The following is a 14,135-nucleotide window of genomic DNA, read 5'->3' on the forward strand; positions in this document are numbered from 1 at the left end:
TGCCACCTGCTCGTTCACGGGATGTGCGTGCGGCGCCGGCCCGCTCGGCCGCGGACCCGGCGCGACCGCTCATCCTGCCGTATCCCGTACGGGGGTTCCTACCAGGGCCGATGGTCCCGGCAGGGTTTCGGTCAACCCCCGAAGTCGTACACCCGGCGATCGCGGCGCTTCCCACGTGTACCGGCTGGTGGTCGCCTGCGCCTGCTGCTTCGCCGTTTTGCCGGGCGCCAGTTCGGCCGGTCGGTGAAGGAGCCGCCTCACCCGCGGCACCCCGCGCGAACCGAAGGCGGTTTGCTTGACCGGACCTGACCCGCGTCCTCGCCAAGTCACCTGTCGTGACCCGCGACGTAGCCAGATCAGCGGCGGGTCTCGATCTTCAGATCGCCGGCAGCCGCCCTGCGGATGTGGTCACTGGCGAGCAGAGCGTGGGGGAACCCGGGATCGATCGCGCTGACCTGGTCGAGGCGGGCCAGCTGCGCGGCGGTGAAGTCGACCTCCAGGGCGCCCAGGTTGTCCTCCAGTTGCGCCGGGGTGCGGGCGCCGATGATCGGTGTCGTCCCGCCCTGGTTCTGCAGGGTCCAGGCCAGCCCGACCTGGGCGGGTGTGCGGCCCAGTTCCGTGGCGACCTCCTTCACGACAGCGGCGATGCCGAGGTTGCGTTCGGTGACCATGCCCAGGGAGGCGTTGAAGCTCTTCCGCGCGCTGTCGCCGGATGCGGCGTTCGGGGCGGTCAGATCGTCGCGGTGGTACTTTCCGGTGAGCACCCCGCCGGCCAGCGGTGAAAAGGGGACCACCCCCAGACCCATCTCGCGCGCCATGGGAATCAGGTCGCGTTCCCCCGTACGCTCGATCAGGCTGTATTCGATCTGCAGCGCGACCAGCGGCGACCAGCCCCGCAGGTCGGCGATGGTCTGCATGCGCGACACCTGCCAGGCTGGGGCGCTGGAGATCGCCACGTACAGGACCTTGCCCTGGCGGACCAGATCGTCCATGCCGCGCAGAATCTCCTCGACCGGCGTCGTGAAATCCCAGACGTGGAGGTAGAGCAGGTCGATGTAGTCCGTGTTCAGTTGCCGCAGACTGGCTTCCACCGACGCGAACAGGCTCTTGCGGTGAGGGCCCCCGGAGTTCGGGTTGTCAGGCTGGCGCAGCGTCGAGTATTTCGTCGCCAGTACCAGGCTCTCGCGGTTGTCGCGGGTGAATTCCCCCAGCAGGCGTTCGGAGCTGCCGTTGGTGTAGGTGTTCGCGGTGTCGATGAAATTGCCCCCGCGCTCGACGTAGAGGTCGAGCAGCTTGCGTGCCTCGCCCCGCTCGGCGCCCCAGCCCCACTCCGTGCCGAAGGTCGCCGTACCCAGCGCCAGCGGTGAGACCCGCAGCCCTGAGCGGCCGAGCAGCTGGTAGGTGTCAAGGGTCGTCGACATCGTGTCCTCCTGCGCTTGCGATCAGATTTCGATCACAAGACTGCGACCGTCGCGACCTGGGCGTAAGGGAAGGGTGTTCCTGGGAACATCGCTCCTACCCTGGCTGTTGGAGCGTGCATGACGACCCGCTTCCTGGACACGACACAGGAGTTGGCCGCGTTCCTGCGGGCCCGACGCGAACGCCTGGCCCCGCAGGAGGTGGGCCTGCCGTCGCGGCGGCAGTTCCGCCGGACCCCGGGACTGCGCCGTGAAGAGGTCGCCGGGCTGGCCGGGATCAGCGTCGACTACGTCGTGCGGCTGGAACAGGGGCGTGGGCTGCGGCCTTCGGCGGATGTGGTGGATGCGCTGGCCCGGGCGCTGCGTCTCGCCCCTGTCGAACGCGCCTATCTCTTCAATCTGGCCCGGCAGAGTCCTCGCATGGCGGACGAGCCCGCCGCGGCCGCGGCGCCGCCGCTGGCCCGGCTGGTCGCGGATCTGTCGCCGCTGCCGGCCCTGCTGATGAATCACCGCTACGACATTCTTGCCTGGAACCGTGAAATGAGGACGCTGCTCCTGGATTTCGACACCCTGCCTCCGTCGCGGCGGAACCTGATGTGGCTCTGCCTGATGCACCCCGAGATACGCGAGTTCTACGTCGACCGGGAACGCGTGGTGCGGGAGGGCATCGCCCATTTGCGCGCCGCCTGGGCCGCGCATCCGGAGGATGGAGTCCTGGCCGACCTCATCACTGAATGCATCACCCGCGATGAGGAAGTCGCGCGATTGTGGGCCGAGCCGGACATCAAGGTGAACGGCCGCGGGCACAAGGTGATGCGGCATCCTGTGGGCGGTGTGATCGGAGTGCACTTCGAAACGCTCATGCCGCTTCAAGATCCGGATCAGCAGTTGGTGATCTTCCGAGCCGCGGACGACAGGAGCCGGTCGGCATTGGACCGGCTGATGGCACAGTGACGCCGAACTGTCCGCTGAGCGGCTGGTGATCGAAAGCCCTCGGCTCCGTACGGGTACGCGACACCTCCGGCCCGGGGCACCGGCCCCCGCCGCCGTCCACCGGCGTGCCCCGTGACCCGGCCACTTCCGGCCGTGCCTGGTCCGGGAGGCAGGGCCTTGGCGCCGCCCGCCGGCCAACATGGCCCTGGTCCGCCCGCCGTAGGCGGGGACCGGCGGACGTCTCCCGCCCTCTGCCTCCGGCAACAGGTCGGCAGAGGGGCGCCGTTCAGCGGACGGTGAAGTCGGCTGCCTTGTCGTCGAGGGTGGTGGTGCCGTTCTTGGCTTCGGCCAGGACGGCGACGTGCCAGGCGCCGTGGGGGGACTTCGCGGCTTCGGTGGGGGTGACGGTGGTGGTGTAGGTGCAGCGGGCGGTGTCCTTGCCGGACGGCCTGCAGGTGGCCGTCTCGGCGGCGGTCATGTCCTTGGCGGTGAGCTTCTTGTCGGCCAGTGAGGAGTGCGCCGGCCAGGCCAGGACCTTGACGCTCTTGACGCCGGAGGAGGCGCTGACCTCGGTGGTGAAGGTCAGCGAACCGTCGCTGTCGCCGGCCGGGGCGCTGTAGCGGGCGGTGCTGTGCGCCAGCGCGGGGGGCTGATCTCCAGCGTAGGCGAGGGCGTAGGCGCCGGCACCTCCGAGAACGACGACACCGGCGGCCACGGACACAGCGATACGTCGGGACATTGGAAGGTCTCCCCATCAGGCTCAGTTGGCCGAACAGGCCGTGTGTGCCTGTCCGTTGCTCTGAATACTGGCCCCGCAACGACCTGCCGGGCATGAGTGCAGGTACTCAGCCCGGCATGAGTAAGCCGACCTCAGCGTGAACAGACCCATCGGGTGGCTCTCGGGAACGGCACCCGGCATGGTCATCCACCTCTGGTGACAGGGGGCGCGGCATGCCCCGTGCTGCTTGGAGGAGCAGTCGTTCAGACGCTCGTCCAGGCTTCGAGGAAGGCCTTCCGTCCGGCGGGGTCGTCCGACCTGCGGTCGGCGTGCAGGACGCGCCAGGCGGTGAGTTCGAGATCGCGGAGCCACAGTTCTCCGATGACCTGTGTCTTGAGGTCGGGAAGATGGTCGGACTCGGCGAGGGCTTGACCGATCACCTCCCCGGCCGCGACGCGTTGGGGCGGGGTCATCTCATCGACAGCCGAGAGGATCTGTCGGGCCAGGGCGGTTCCTTCGCCTGCCAGGGATTGCAGCACCTCGGCCCTGATGTTGGCGGGTAGCAGGTAGGCGGTACCCGAGGACCTCCACAGGTCCGACCAGAAGCGTTCGCCCGCCTCGGTGGGAGCGGGGAGCGCGGCCAGCAACCCCAGGAGATGTCCGGTGGCCGCGTAGCCGCCGGAGTGGGCAGCTGCGACGACCGCGATGCCGGCGACGCTCTCCACATCGAGAGGACCGGCTTCGAGGTCTGATGCCAGGCCCAACTGGTGTTCCAACTGGTCTGCGAGGGACGCGGATACGTGGGGGCGGACCTCAGGAAGCATCGGTGCTCCTTGCGGGTAGGCGAGCGGTGGTGCCCGTTCGGAAGCCTTGATCGTTCCCCACGACCAGCCCCCGTACTCGGCTTGGTGCGACCCAATTGGCGGCGGTACCAAGGGGCCGGAGTCCACACGCCGAGACATTCCACGCCCGGCTGAAGTCCGCCCGGTTTCAAGGACGAGCCTCTCGAAAGGCTGTCCTGTGAAGTCTCCTAGCATGAGCGCATGATTACCAGTGACGCCCAGGAGTCCGGGGGAGGACGGGAACCCATGTCCCGTGACGCCGCTGAGGTCGAGCGTGTCCAGGTCGCCTCGGAGTGTGGAGAGCACCGTGAGGTCGGGCCGCGCCGCGGACCACAAGGTGACGGTGAGGAAGGGGATGGTCCCTCGCTTGCCGCTCTGGTGGAGCGGACGGCAGACCTCGTGGAACCGGTCAAGCCGAGGTTGCGCGGCTGGCTCCATGCCGGAATGGTCCCGGCCGCGCTGATCGCAGGCGTGGTCCTCGTCTGCCTGGCCCGCACCCCGCAGGCGGCCTTGGCCTGCACCGTGTACTCGGTCACCGCATGGCTGCTGTTCGCGACGAGCGCCATTTACCACCGCGGCACCTGGGGGCCGCTCGGCGAGGCTCTTCTGCGACGTCTCGACCATGCCAACATCTTCCTGATCATCGCCGGCACCTGCACCCCCCTGGCCGTGGTGCTCCTCCCGCCGCACCAGAGAAACGTGCTGCTGTGGATCGTATGGGCGGGCGCATCGGCCGGCATCGCGTTCCGGATCCTGTGGGTCGGAGCCCCGCGCTGGCTGTACACCCCGTGCTACCTGGCCCTGGGCTGGGCACCGGTGCGCTACCTGCCCGACTTCCTGCACACCGGCGGGGTGGCCGTCCTCACCCTGATCGTCGCCGGCGGTCTTCTCTACAGTGCGGGCGCGGTCGTCTACGCCCTCCAGCGTCCCGACCCCTCGCCCCGCTGGTTCGGCTTCCACGAGGTGTTCCACGCCCTGACCGTGGCCGCCTTCACCGCGCACTACATCGCCATCTCCCTGGCCACCTACTGACCGCCGCATCAACCGCAGGCTGTCCGCCCGCTCGCCCTACCAGCGTTTTGACCCCTGGCGAGACCGGCCTACGTGCCACCGGGATCCACGCCGGGCAGGAAACGTCACCGGAAATCATCGCGCTCTCTTGAGCGCTTAACGGCGACTGCCCTTCCTGAAACGCTGCGCTCCGGATAGGTCAATATCTACGGCCGCGAAGTGAGGGTTTGACGCGTCGCGCGGAAAGCGTTTTGCCGCTATCGGGAGCATGAAGTCATTTGCCGTACCCGGGCCGCCACCTCATGCTACTGTTGATCTCAGTTGCAGTTGTGGTTCCCAAAAACTTCAAGCGCCTTCGCCGGTATTTTCAGCCGCGGCGGCGTTTTCGTATGGCCGGTCGTTTTCCGGACGGGGCATCATCGCGGCGACCCGGTATCCGTGCATCGCGGCTCCCGGCGTACTGCCCAAGAGGAGATATGACATGGCATCAGGCACAGTGAAGTGGTTCAACGCGGCCAAGGGTTTCGGCTTCATCGAGCAGGACGGCGGGGGTGCCGACGTGTTCGCCCACTTCTCGAACATCGCCGCCCAGGGCTTCCGCGAGCTGCTCGAAGGCCAGAAGGTCACCTTCGACATCGCGTCGGGCCAGAAAGGCCCGACGGCCGAGAACATCGTTCTCGCCTGACGTCGACGCGCACTTCGTAGCTGGGGCCCGCATCCCTCGGGGTGCGGGCCCCAGCTACGGACATTTCCCGCAGTGGTGTGACCCGTGGGACGAGAAGCGCCCGCAGTCCCTCATTCAGGGACGCGCGCCTCGTCCACGCCGCAACCAGTAGGCGTCCGGCGTCCGGGATTTCCCGTCCATACGGCGTGAGAAATCCCGTCGATGCAACCGGCGCCCGATCCACTGCACTCTCCAGATTCTTTTCCGCATTCCATTCGGTCCGTTCTTGAGATTCCCCGCGCTGCTCTTCCGCCGCGGGAATTCCTTGGCACGTGCCGTATCAAGGAAGGTTCTCAATGAACTACGCACGTACGAATGACCGCTCCTCCCGCCGCGGCCGTACCGACGGTCCGGCTTTCGGCTCCAGCGCCGGTTCGACGCGGGGCAGCCGTTTCGGATCGTCCGCCCCGAGCCGTTCCGGGGGTCCGAGCCGTTCGGGCGGCTACGGTCGGCGGCCCGCAGCGGTCCAGGGCGAGTTCGCCCTGCCGGAGACGATCACTCCCGCCCTGCCCGCGGTCGAGGCGTTCGCCGACCTCGACATGCCGGGGCAGCTGCTGGCCGCGCTGACCGCGCAAGGCGTGAGCGTCCCGTTCCCGATCCAGGGCGCGACCCTGCCCAACACCCTCGCGGGCCGCGACGCCCTGGGACGCGGGCGCACCGGCTCCGGCAAGACACTCGCCTTCGGCCTGGCCCTGCTGGCCCGCACCGCCGGACAGCGCGCCGAGCCCCGCGAGCCGCTGGCCCTGGTCCTCGTACCGACGCGTGAGCTGGCCCAGCAGGTCACCGACGCACTCACCCCCTACGCCCGCTCGGTGCGGCTGCGTCTCGCCACGGTCGTCGGCGGCATGTCGATCGGCAGGCAGGCCAATGCGCTGCGCGGTGGCGCCGAGGTCGTCGTCGCGACGCCGGGCCGGCTCAAGGACCTCATCGACCGCGGGGAGTGCCGGCTGAACCAGGTCGCGATCACCGTCCTGGACGAGGCGGACCAGATGGCGGACATGGGCTTCATGCCCCAGGTCACCGCGCTCTTGGACCAGGTCCGCCCCGAGGGCCAGCGGATGCTGTTCTCCGCCACCCTCGACCGCAACGTCGACCTGCTGGTCCGCCGCTACCTCACCGACCCGGTCGTCCACTCCGTCGACCCGTCCGCGGGCGCGGTCAGCACCATGGAGCACCACCTGCTGCACGTCCACGGCGCGGACAAGCACCGCACCACCACCGAGATCGCGGCGCGCGAGGGCCGCGTGATCATGTTCCTGGACACCAAGCACGCCGTCGACCGGTTGACGCAGGACCTGTTGAACAGCGGTGTGCGGGCCGCCGCCCTGCACGGCGGCAAGTCCCAGCCGCAGCGCACCCGCACCCTGGCGCAGTTCAAGACCGGGCACGTCACCGTGCTCGTGGCGACCAACGTCGCGGCCCGCGGCATCCACGTCGACAACCTCGACCTCGTCGTCAACGTCGACCCGCCCACCGACCACAAGGACTACCTGCACCGCGGCGGCCGTACGGCCCGTGCGGGCGAGTCCGGCAGGGTCGTCACCCTGGTCACCCCCAACCAGCGCCGCGACATGAGCCGCCTCATGACCGCCGCCGGCATCGTGCCCCAGACCACCCAGGTCCGCTCCGGCGAAGAGGCACTCGGCCGGATCACCGGCGCCCGGACACCCTCCGGCATCCCCGTGACGATCACCGCGCCGGTCGCCGAGCGGCGTCAGCGCAGCACGTCGTCGTCACGCGGCCGACGCAGCCCCGCTTCCGCTGCCCGGCGCGTGGCCCGGCAGTCCTCGTTCGACGCGGCGGCGTAAGGACTTCGTGTTCAGGTTCAGGAAACTGGCCCACCTCTGCAGGAGGCACCTCTTGACGACGGTTCAGATGCAGCCCCGCTCGACGGGCGTCATTCCGGGTCCCGGGACGGCGGCCGACGCCATGGACACCGCCGGACCACAGGTCTTTGACGACATGACCGTCGAGGTGGCGCTGTCCGTCATGGCGAGCGCCCGCACCGGGCACCTGCTCGTCTGCGACAACGACGGCGTGTGCACCGGACTTCTCACCCGGGCCCAGCTCACCGCGGTCCGCGACAGCACCGTGTACACGGACCGGGTCCAGCTGCGGGACATCCTCGTCGACCCGGGGCCCTTCGCCTCTCCCGTCACCCCGATGGCCGAGGCCGAGCACGCGATGCGCCACCGCCGGCTCGACGCCCTGCCTGTGGTCGACGCCCACGGAAACGCCCTGGGCGTCCTCGCCCGTCACCGCTGAACCGCCTCGCCGCGGCAGAACCGGCCCCCCCGTTCATCTCCCTGTGAGGCATCATGCGCTGTGTCATCGCCCGCTTCCCCTTCGACCTCACCAAGAGCGGCGTCCTGGAATCGATGAAGGGCATCAAGCCCGAGGAAGTCCTCGGGGCGTCCGTGATCGTCGGCCGTCGCACGTACCCCGTCAAGCAGGTCGGGCAGGTTGTCACACGCCAGGACCGCCGCGACTTCAGCGCCGGCGAAGTCCTGCGGGCCATGACCCAGCTCGGCTTCACGTGCCGCGACCTCTCCCAAGCCGCAGCGCCCACGCACACCCTCAGCCCGCTCCAGGAGGCTTCCGCGATGCTCGGGGCCCCCGCGGCAGTCTGACCGACGGGCAGGCGCGAGCCGCCGTTGCGGCGGCTGAGCGTCGCGGCTGCCATCGCGCACTACGACGCCGTCCTCCGGGCAGCCACATGCGGCAGCGCGGGGCGCACGGGGGCAGAACCCGACCGTACGCGGTCCGGGAGCGGTGACGGTCGGCCGGGCCGGGTACCCGGCGCAGGCTGGGACAGGTTGGTCAAACTCGGCCCGTCCGGTGCTCATCCGGACTGGGCGCGGGTCTCCCGCGCGGCAGGAACACTCAGCTGCGGATCACCCGCGAACCACCGCTCCTGGGCGATGTGTTCGCCGGGGATCTGCTCCAACGCGTCCCGGCCTCCAGGCCGCTCACCCCTCCCCGAACGCCCCGTGCCGGCCCGCGCCCGAGGCGAACCGGGCCGCGCCCTCCAGGCCCTGCGCCAACACGGCCTTCCCGTACCGCAGTTCGCCGCGCATCGCCGCCTCCTCGTCCAGTCCCTCCTGCTCGAGGACGGAGGCGCGGTCGCCCCGCAGACAGGCCTGGGGGAAGTGGGCGATCGTGGCGGCCAGTTCCTCGGCGGCGGCGCGGGCGGTGCCGGTGGCGACGACCCGGTTGGCGAGGCCCATCTCATGGGCCTCGCGGGCCGGCACCGCGCGTCCGGTGAGGATCATGTCCAGGGCGCGGCTCGTGCCGATCAGCCGGGGCAGCCGTACCGTACCGCCGTCGATGAGCGGCACTCCCCAGCGGCGGCAGAACACCCCGAAGACCGCGTCCTCCTCGGCCACCCGCAGGTCGCACCAGAGCGCCAGCTCCAGGCCGCCCGCCACGGCGTGTCCGGCGACGGCGGCGATCACCGGCTTCGACAGCCGAAGCCGGGTCGGGCCCATCGGGCCGTCGCCGTCCTCGGTGATCCGGTTGCCGTGCTCGCCGCCGATCGCCTTGAGGTCCGCGCCCGCGCAGAAGGTGCCGCCCTCACCCCACAGCACCGCCACCAGGGCCTCGTCATCGGCCTCGAACTCCCGGAAGGCGGCCGTCAGTTCGGCGGCCGTCGGGCCGTCCACCGCGTTGCGGGCGGCGGGGCGGGAGAGGACGACCGTGGTGACGTGACCCTGGCGCTCGGTGCGGACCGGCATGAAGGAACCCTCCTCGCGACGGAAACGGACCGCACGCTACTCCCCGGTCACCGCGTACCGGACCCGCAGCGCGCGCCCGGCGGCGCTCAGATGACCTTCAGACGCAGCAGCGCGCCGAGCGTCAGCGCGCCGGGCAGCAGTGGCAGCCACACCGTGATGATCCGGTAGGCCAGCACCACCGCCGTGGCGACGGCCACCGGGCCGCCCGCCGCGACCAGCGCGATGATCAGCGCCGCCTCGACCGAACCGATACCGCCGGGCGTGGGCACCAGCGCGACGGCGACCGTCGCAGCCAGATAGGCGAGCGCCATGTGCACGGGCGGCACCGGCAGCCCCAGCGCCAGCCCCACCGCGGCCAGGCCCGAAGCCTGCAGCGCGGGGAACGCCAGCGAACCGCCCCACAGGGCGAGCGCCCGGGCGGGGCGGGCGTGCACCGAGCGGGCCTCGCCCAGCGCGGTGCGCAGGAAGGAGCACACGGCGGTGCGCAGCCGTCGTACGAAGGTGAGCGCGCCCCCCGCCACGACCAGCACCGCGCCGGCGCCGAGCAGCAGCGGGCCGGCCGCGCCGTGCGGGAGCAGGGTGCCGAGCCGCAGCGCGCCGGGAAACGCGATGAGCAGCCCGGCCAGCAGGCCGAGCCGGGTGACGGTCTCCGCCAGCAGGTAGAGGGCCAGGGCGGCGGAGGAGCGGGCGAGCGGAACTCCGCACACGGTCATGAACCGCAGGTTGACCGCGCTCGCGCCGAGCCCGGTCGGCAGCAGGTGGTTGGCCGCGCCCGCCGCGAACTGCGTGGCCAGCAGCCGCCGTCTGGGCAGCCGCTCGACGACGGCGCCCTGCCGGGTGAAGGCGGCGGCGACCCAGGTCAGACAGGTCGCCCCGACCGCGGCGAGCAGCCAGGGCCACTGGGCCGTGCGCAGATGGCCGAAGCCCTCGGCGAGGACCGACCGGTGCCGCACGGCGACGACGGTCACGAGCAGCAGCGGGACCAGACACAGGATCTGGCGGACCGGAACGCGTCGGCCAAGGTGTTTCCCTGGCAGCGGGGGAAGCTCGGGGAGCTGAATCGCGGTCACAGGGGGAGAGGGTTTCCGCGCCGCGCCAACTGCGGGTTGCGGAAGCGGAGACAGAGCATTACGTACGGTCATCGGGTCCTTCGCGCGGGGGACGCAGGGCGGGCCGGACAGGGGGACGCGGGGCCGGGCCGGAGGGGCGGATGCCGCGAAAACATTGACCTCGACATTGCTTGAGGTCCTAGGTTCTCTTCCATGAGCATGGAGACCACAGCCTGGACACAGCTGCACAGTGTCATGAACGCCGAGCAGGAACGGCGACCCTTCGCCCGCGCCACGCTGCGCCGCATCGGCGCGTTCGCCCGTCCGCACCGCGTCCGCATCGTCCAGTTCGTCCTCCTCGGGGTCGTGACCGCGCTGCTGGCCGTCGCCACCCCGGTGCTGGCCGGGCGTGTCGTGGACGCGATCGTGTCCGGCGGCGACGAGAGCACCGTCGTACGCCTCGCGCTGCTCATCGCGCTCATCGCGGTCGTGGAGGCGGCGCTGGGCATCCTCGGCCGGCGGCTGTCGTCGACGCTCGGCGAGGGACTCATCGTCGATCTGCGCACAGCTGTGTTCGATCATGTGCAGCGCATGCCGGTCGCGTTCTTCACACGTACTCGTACGGGAGCGCTCGTCTCCCGACTCAACAACGACGTCATCGGCGCCCAGCGCGCCTTCAGCAACACCCTGTCCGGAGTGGTCAGCAACCTGGTCACGCTGGTGCTCACGGTCGCCGTGATGCTGACGCTCTCCTGGCAGATCACCCTGCTCGCGCTCGTCCTGCTCCCGGTGTTCGTGGTGCCGGCCCGGCGCATGGGCAGCCGGATGGCCCGCATGCAGCGGGAGGCCGCCGCGCTCAACGCCTCGATGGGCACCCGCATGACCGAGCGCTTCTCGGCGCCCGGCGCCACCCTCGTCAAGCTCTTCGGCCGGCCCGAGGAGGAGTCCGAGGAGTTCGCCGCCCGCGCCCGCCGGGTCCGGGACATCGGCGTCCGTACGGCGACCGCCCAGTCCGTGTTCATCACCTCCCTGACCCTGGTCTCCGCCCTCGCCCTGGCCCTCGTCTACGGCCTCGGCGGCTGGTTCGCGCTGCGCGGCACCCTGGAACCGGGCGCCGTCGTCTCCCTCGCGCTGCTGCTGACCCGCATGTACGCGCCCCTCACCGCGCTGGCCGGGGCCCGCGTCGAGGTGATGAGCGCCCTCGTCAGCTTCGAGCGGGTCTTCGAGGTGCTCGACCTGAAACCCCTGATCGAGGACCGGCCGGACGCGCGCGCGGTCCCCGAGGGGCCGGTCGCCGTCGAGTTCGACGACGTCCGCTTCGCCTACCCGTCCGCCGACAAGGTCTCCCTGGCCTCCCTGGAGGAGGTGGCGTCCCTGGACACCCGCGGCGGCAGCGAGGTCCTGCACGGCGTCTCCTTCCGCGCCGAACCCGGCCGGACCGTCGCCCTGGTCGGCTCCTCCGGCGCGGGCAAGTCGACCATCGCGCAACTCCTGCCGCGCCTGTACGACGTGGACGCGGGCGCCGTCCGCGTCGGCGGTGTCGACGTCCGCGACCTGACCGCGGCCTCGCTGCGCGGCACCCTCGGCATGGTCACCCAGGACGGGCACCTCTTCCACGACTCGGTCCGCGCCAACCTCCTGCTGGCCCGTCCCGAGGCGGGAGAGGACGAGTTGTGGGACGCCCTGCGCCGCTCCCGCCTCGACGAACTCGTACGGTCCCTGCCCGACGGCCTCGACACGGTGGTCGGCGAGCGCGGCTACCGGCTGTCCGGAGGCGAGCGGCAGCGCATGACCATCGCCCGGCTGCTGCTGGCCCGCCAGCGCGTCGTCATCCTCGACGAGGCCACCGCCCACCTCGACAACACCTCCGAAGCCGCCGTCCAGGAGGCGCTCGCCGAGGCGCTGGAGGGCCGTACGGCGGTCGTCATCGCCCACCGGCTGTCCACCGTCCGCACGGCCGACCTGATCCTCGTGGTGGAGGACGGCCGGATCGCCGAACGCGGCACCCACCAGGAACTCCTCGCGGCGGACGGCCGTTACGCCGAGCTGTACCGCACCCAGTTCGAACAGCGGCGCGACGAGGTGACGGAGATCGCCGCGGTGGACGCGGCCCAGGCTGTCCTGCCGGGCATCGCGCCGGGCACCGTGCCGAGCGGCACCGCGGACGCCACCGCCCCGGCCGGCTGAGGTCCGGGCGGACCGGGCCGGTCGAGGCGGCGGGGTCAGTGGGACTGTCCGGTGGGGGCCGGCCGGCGTCAGCGGGGCCGGCCGGCCGGGGCGGGCCGGGTCAGTGGGGCGGTCCGGCCGGGGCGGTCGCCCACCGCACGTCCGGCCGCTGAGCGAGCCGGAGGTCGAGTCGGCGGCGGTCGAGGCGGGCCGCGACGGCCGTGGGTCTGCTGCGGGTGGGCCGGGCGCCGGAACGGGCGTTGGGCGGCGGTGGGGGCGGGTCGCGACGGGCGTGGTCCGGCGGTCGAGGCGGGCCGTGACGGCCGTGGGTCTGCTGCGGGTGGGCTGGGCGCGGAACGGGCGTTGGGCGGCGGTGGGGGCGGGCCGCGATGGGCGTGGTCCGGCGGGCGGGTCGGGCCGCGACGGCCGTGGGTCGGCGGGTGGGCCGGGCGCGGAACGGCTGTTGGGCGGCGGTCGAGCCGGGCCTTCCCGCGCGGGCGGGCGGACCCGTAGGTGATGTCCTCGCGGACGGTTAACGTCCGCTTCCTGTCGGCGACTTGCACGTCTCCTCGCCCTTCCTCGGGGTAAGCGGGAGACCCCTGTTGCAGTGACGGAAGGAGTCCTCCGTGTCGTTACGAGACACCTCGCGAGGATCGGAGCTCGGCGATCTCGAGCCCGGCACCGGACAACGCGCCCAGTTGCGTGCCCGTGTCCTCGACATCGCGTGGACGGCACTGTGCGTGCTGCTGGTCCTCTGGGCGGTCTGGAGTTCTGTCGGCGTCGTTCGCGGCGTGACGGCCTGGGCCTACTGTGCCGTGGCCTGGGTGCTGCTGGCCGTCGTCCTGGCGGTGCGCCTGTGGGCCGTCCGGCGCCGGACGAGCCTGTGAGGCTGGGGCGGGGCCTGGAGCGCGCCGACGTGTTCCTGAGCCGGCACCTGTGGGCGCAGCTCACGCTCTCCGTGCTGGCCGGCTGCGCCCTGACCATGCTGATCTTCCCCGGCCCGTCGGCGCTGTCCGTCCTGGTGCGCACCGCGTTCACCTCTGTCGCGGGCATCGCGGTCGTGGTGGCCGTACGGCGTCGGGAGAAGCGGGCGGCGGGCGGTTCGGCGGGCGAACTCGTGACGCTGGACCGGGCCCTGCGCGCGGGTGAGGTGCCGACGGATCCGGCGGAGCGGGAGCGGATGCGCGAGCTGGTCGGGCAGCGGCTGCACCGCACGCGTCACCGCGTCGCCGCCCTGGTCGTGTTCGCCGTGCTCTTCTGCGCCGTCACGGCGTCGGTCGCGCTGACCTCGGGCGTACGGCAGGCCGTCGGCATGGCCCTGCTCACCGTGGCCTTCCTGGGCTGGTCCGTCGCCAACAGCAACCTCCAGAACCGGAGGCTGCTGACCATGCGGGCCGCCCTGGAGGCCGACGGTCCGGCGACCTCGGCCCCGCCCACGGCGGAGCCCCCGCCCCGACTCGGGGAGGAACGTACGGGACGGCGACCCACCCCTCACTTCCCCGCGGAGGGCCGGAACGGATGAGGCCAGGCGGCGCCGGGC

The 14,135-nt window shown here is 71.3% G+C and carries 14 protein-coding genes; 9 read left to right on the forward strand and 5 right to left on the reverse strand.

The features are described 5' to 3' along the window. Positions 1-356: 356 nt before the first annotated feature. A complete protein-coding gene (locus ABZT03_RS11815; RefSeq protein ID WP_356037069.1) occupies positions 357-1,421 on the reverse strand; it encodes an aldo/keto reductase in 1,065 nt (354 codons plus the stop codon). Positions 1,422-1,538: 117 nt separating this feature from the next. Here ABZT03_RS11815 and ABZT03_RS11820 point away from each other — a divergent pair, with 117 nt between their 5' ends. Next, positions 1,539-2,372 carry a helix-turn-helix transcriptional regulator gene (locus ABZT03_RS11820; RefSeq protein ID WP_356037072.1) on the forward strand — a complete coding sequence of 278 codons (834 nt, stop codon included), beginning with the start codon at positions 1,539-1,541 and terminating at the stop codon, positions 2,370-2,372. Positions 2,373-2,637: 265 nt separating this feature from the next. On the opposite strand, the gene ABZT03_RS11825 is transcribed toward ABZT03_RS11820, so the two are convergent. Together ABZT03_RS11825 and ABZT03_RS11830 are read right to left on the reverse strand one after the other, a co-directional pair. Further along, the gene (locus ABZT03_RS11825) at positions 2,638-3,090 is read right to left on the reverse strand and encodes a DUF5707 domain-containing protein (protein ID WP_356037074.1); all 453 of its coding nucleotides are present in this window, start codon (positions 3,088-3,090) and stop codon (positions 2,638-2,640) included. Between the two features lie 242 nt (positions 3,091-3,332). Next, complete coding sequence (locus ABZT03_RS11830; protein WP_356037077.1) at positions 3,333-3,893, reverse strand: hypothetical protein; 561 nt, start codon at positions 3,891-3,893, stop codon at positions 3,333-3,335. A 219-nt stretch (positions 3,894-4,112) separates the two neighbouring features. On the opposite strand from ABZT03_RS11830, the gene ABZT03_RS11835 reads away from it, so the two are divergent. The 5 genes from ABZT03_RS11835 to ABZT03_RS11855 all read left to right on the forward strand — a co-directional run bounded on the left by ABZT03_RS11835 (position 4,113) and on the right by ABZT03_RS11855 (position 8,276). After that, complete coding sequence (locus tag ABZT03_RS11835) at positions 4,113-4,943, forward strand: hemolysin III family protein (protein WP_356037079.1); 831 nt, start codon at positions 4,113-4,115, stop codon at positions 4,941-4,943. 460 nt (positions 4,944-5,403) lie between these two features. Further along, positions 5,404-5,607, forward strand: coding sequence for a cold-shock protein (locus ABZT03_RS11840; protein ID WP_031055606.1), 204 nt, complete (start codon positions 5,404-5,406; stop codon positions 5,605-5,607). Positions 5,608-5,942: 335 nt separating this feature from the next. Continuing rightward, a complete protein-coding gene (locus ABZT03_RS11845) occupies positions 5,943-7,454 on the forward strand; it encodes a DEAD/DEAH box helicase (protein ID WP_356037083.1) in 1,512 nt (503 codons plus the stop codon). Between the two features lie 52 nt (positions 7,455-7,506). Beyond that, positions 7,507-7,911, forward strand: coding sequence for a CBS domain-containing protein (locus tag ABZT03_RS11850; RefSeq protein ID WP_356037086.1), 405 nt, complete (start codon positions 7,507-7,509; stop codon positions 7,909-7,911). A 53-nt stretch (positions 7,912-7,964) separates the two neighbouring features. Continuing rightward, positions 7,965-8,276: an SCO5918 family protein gene (locus tag ABZT03_RS11855; RefSeq protein WP_356037089.1), complete on the forward strand. Its 312-nt coding sequence runs from the start codon at positions 7,965-7,967 to the stop codon at positions 8,274-8,276. 339 nt (positions 8,277-8,615) lie between these two features. On the opposite strand, the gene ABZT03_RS11860 is transcribed toward ABZT03_RS11855, so the two are convergent. Together ABZT03_RS11860 and ABZT03_RS11865 are read right to left on the reverse strand one after the other, a co-directional pair. Further along, on the reverse strand, positions 8,616-9,380 hold the full coding sequence (locus ABZT03_RS11860; RefSeq protein ID WP_356037092.1) for a crotonase/enoyl-CoA hydratase family protein: 765 nt from the start codon (positions 9,378-9,380) through the stop codon (positions 8,616-8,618). Between the two features lie 86 nt (positions 9,381-9,466). Then, positions 9,467-10,450, reverse strand: coding sequence for a lysylphosphatidylglycerol synthase transmembrane domain-containing protein (locus ABZT03_RS11865; protein WP_356037095.1), 984 nt, complete (start codon positions 10,448-10,450; stop codon positions 9,467-9,469). Positions 10,451-10,648: 198 nt separating this feature from the next. Between ABZT03_RS11865 and ABZT03_RS11870 the strand changes: the two genes are divergently transcribed. The 3 genes from ABZT03_RS11870 to ABZT03_RS11880 all read left to right on the forward strand — a co-directional run bounded on the left by ABZT03_RS11870 (position 10,649) and on the right by ABZT03_RS11880 (position 14,117). After that, a complete protein-coding gene (locus ABZT03_RS11870) occupies positions 10,649-12,616 on the forward strand; it encodes an ABC transporter ATP-binding protein (RefSeq protein WP_356037319.1) in 1,968 nt (655 codons plus the stop codon). A 605-nt stretch (positions 12,617-13,221) separates the two neighbouring features. Further along, positions 13,222-13,482: a hypothetical protein gene (locus tag ABZT03_RS11875; protein ID WP_356037098.1), complete on the forward strand. Its 261-nt coding sequence runs from the start codon at positions 13,222-13,224 to the stop codon at positions 13,480-13,482. Next, the gene (locus ABZT03_RS11880; RefSeq protein ID WP_356037100.1) at positions 13,479-14,117 is read left to right on the forward strand and encodes a hypothetical protein; all 639 of its coding nucleotides are present in this window, start codon (positions 13,479-13,481) and stop codon (positions 14,115-14,117) included. The genes ABZT03_RS11875 and ABZT03_RS11880 overlap by 4 nt, the downstream gene beginning before the upstream one ends. The last annotated feature ends 18 nt before the right edge of the window (positions 14,118-14,135 follow it).

This window comes from Streptomyces sp. NPDC005574, from assembly GCF_040605435.1.
In the GTDB taxonomy this organism is placed as follows: domain Bacteria; phylum Actinomycetota; class Actinomycetes; order Streptomycetales; family Streptomycetaceae; genus Streptomyces.

Excerpts from the sequence above, each read along its gene's own strand:
- ABZT03_RS11845 (WP_356037083.1), top strand. The coding sequence starts at position 5,943 with ATGAACTACGCACGTACGAATGACCGCTCCTCCCGCCGCGGCCGTACC.
- ABZT03_RS11815 (WP_356037069.1), bottom strand. The coding sequence starts at position 1,421 with ATGTCGACGACCCTTGACACCTACCAGCTGCTCGGCCGCTCAGGGCTG.
- ABZT03_RS11820 (WP_356037072.1), top strand. The coding sequence starts at position 1,539 with ATGACGACCCGCTTCCTGGACACGACACAGGAGTTGGCCGCGTTCCTG.
- ABZT03_RS11860 (WP_356037092.1), bottom strand. The coding sequence starts at position 9,380 with ATGCCGGTCCGCACCGAGCGCCAGGGTCACGTCACCACGGTCGTCCTC.
- ABZT03_RS11825 (WP_356037074.1), bottom strand. The coding sequence starts at position 3,090 with ATGTCCCGACGTATCGCTGTGTCCGTGGCCGCCGGTGTCGTCGTTCTC.
- ABZT03_RS11830 (WP_356037077.1), bottom strand. The coding sequence starts at position 3,893 with ATGCTTCCTGAGGTCCGCCCCCACGTATCCGCGTCCCTCGCAGACCAG.
- ABZT03_RS11855 (WP_356037089.1), top strand. The coding sequence starts at position 7,965 with ATGCGCTGTGTCATCGCCCGCTTCCCCTTCGACCTCACCAAGAGCGGC.
- ABZT03_RS11835 (WP_356037079.1), top strand. The coding sequence starts at position 4,113 with ATGATTACCAGTGACGCCCAGGAGTCCGGGGGAGGACGGGAACCCATG.
- ABZT03_RS11840 (WP_031055606.1), top strand. The coding sequence starts at position 5,404 with ATGGCATCAGGCACAGTGAAGTGGTTCAACGCGGCCAAGGGTTTCGGC.
- ABZT03_RS11870 (WP_356037319.1), top strand. The coding sequence starts at position 10,649 with ATGGAGACCACAGCCTGGACACAGCTGCACAGTGTCATGAACGCCGAG.